General features: G+C 42.4%; 2 protein-coding genes. One reads left to right on the forward strand and one right to left on the reverse strand.

All coding sequences use genetic code 11. From position 1 onward, the window contains the following. Positions 1–331, reverse strand: a 331-nt coding sequence (locus tag A3738_RS04375) for a hypothetical protein (protein ID WP_156503948.1), incomplete at its 3' end; no start/stop codon positions are given. A 141-nt stretch (positions 332–472) separates the two neighbouring features. Between A3738_RS04375 and A3738_RS04380 the strand changes: the two genes are divergently transcribed. Then, positions 473–1,014: DUF4136 domain-containing protein (locus A3738_RS04380; RefSeq protein WP_156503949.1), on the forward strand; the 542-nt coding region annotated here is incomplete at its 3' end.

Below are 1,014 nucleotides of genomic sequence, written 5' to 3' on the forward strand. Positions count from 1 at the left end.
TTGGAACCGATGAAGGTACTAATGCTGCGGTGTTGGCGGTTATATTTTTCGCTATTCGGGTTTTAGCGCGCGAGCTGATTGCTCTGGCGTGTTTTGCATTGGCTTTGATTCGCGCTTGTTGCTTTTTAACCTTCGCGTTTTCTGTTTTAAGTTTCTTATTCTCTTGTTTTATCAATTTTGCTTGCGCTGATTTACTATCTCGCATCAGGTTAGATATCGGGATGTGGGTCATAGCACTCGCTAACAGGTCGTAAAACTTAGAACTGGTGATTGAGAGAATGTTCGTTGCTAACAGAGTGAATAGCGTCGCTGCGTAAATTGATTTTTTCATAAATGATTTTCGATCCATAAATCAAAATTGGTTTATACAGTGCAATTGCTGACTTTCATACTATATACATCGTACTGTTAAATTTATTGTTTCATGACGGATGTTCTCCGGAATTTAAGTCTTGGATAAATCGGAGAGTGTATGAATAAGTTAATCAGCTTAGGTATAGCGTGTTTGGTCGCAGCACTTAGCGGCTGCGCAGTGAATCAGGAGCTAGTGAAAGATATAAGTTTGGAAACCGAGAAGCATCCAAGAGCAAATCTGGCGGGCTACAAAACTTACAGTTGGATAGGGTCGACCGCTTTAATGATTGATCCTGGACACAAAATTCATTCTCGGGGATTTAATGGAGGTCTAGAGTTTGAATACCTAGTGAATAAAAAAATGCGAGAGCTTGGCTTTTCGCAATTAGCGCAATCACGTGAGCTTGGGATTGCGTATACTGTTGGCGTTGTGACCGATATTCCTGAAATTCCTAACGAGACAATGAAGCAGCTTAAATTACTCGGTGACAAGCCTGCGATTGGCCTTCGTATCGTTGCGGTTGATATGGCGACACAAACCCCAGTATGGGCTGGTGGAGTAGTCGGGAATCTTATGCAGGAACGATCGGATGAAGAGGCTCAGAAGCGATTGGAATACGTCGTTGATGGTTTGTTCAGTGACTTTATACAGCCTGCTTC

The organism is Oleiphilus sp. HI0066, from assembly GCF_001635725.1.